The 651-nt window shown below is 66.2% G+C and carries 1 protein-coding gene; it reads left to right on the forward strand.

Translation table 11 applies throughout. The features are described 5' to 3' along the window. Positions 1-14: 14 nt before the first annotated feature. Positions 15-651, forward strand: a 637-nt coding sequence (locus AQ12_RS21180; protein ID WP_048441968.1) for an Ig-like domain-containing protein, incomplete at its 3' end; no start/stop codon positions are given.

A 651-nucleotide genomic window follows, 5' to 3' on the forward strand; every position in this document is an offset into this window, starting at 1 on the left:
TCACAGGCGCGGCCTTGATCAGCGTTGCGGGCTCCCGGTTCACCGATGTGCCGGGCAACGGCAACACCGCCTCGACCGCGCTCAGCATCGAAGTGGACAAGACGTCGCCGACCGTCTCCGTCTTGTCCAACGACACCTCGATCATTGCCGGCGACGCCGATCCCACAATCACCTTCGTGATCAACCCGCCGGCCGCAGCTGGCACGTTCACAGCCAGTGACATTAGCCTCACCGACAGCGCCGGCAACATCGTCGGCACGATGGGCGCGTTGAGCACGGCCGACAACCAGACCTTCACCGGCACCTTCACGCCCAATGCCGGGTTCGCGGGCACGGCCCTGATCGGCGTCGCAGCGAATCAGTTCACCAGCCTGTCGGGCAATGGCAACCTGGCGTCGTCCGTGCTCGGCATCCTGGTCGACAAGGTCGCGCCATCAGTCACGGCGATCACGTCCTCCGACCTGTTGCTCATCGCCAGCGATGCCGATCCGACCATCACGTTCACCCTGAGCGAACCGGCCGCCGCGGGTACCTTCACGGCTGGCGACGTCAGCGTGAAGGACGGCGCCGGCACGGTCGTCGGCACGATGGGCGTCCTGGGCACCAGCGACAACCGGACCTTCACCGGCATCTTCACGCCGAACGCCGGCT

It is taken from the genome of Caenimonas sp. SL110, from assembly GCF_001044395.1.
Lineage (GTDB): Bacteria > Pseudomonadota > Gammaproteobacteria > Burkholderiales > Burkholderiaceae_C > Ramlibacter.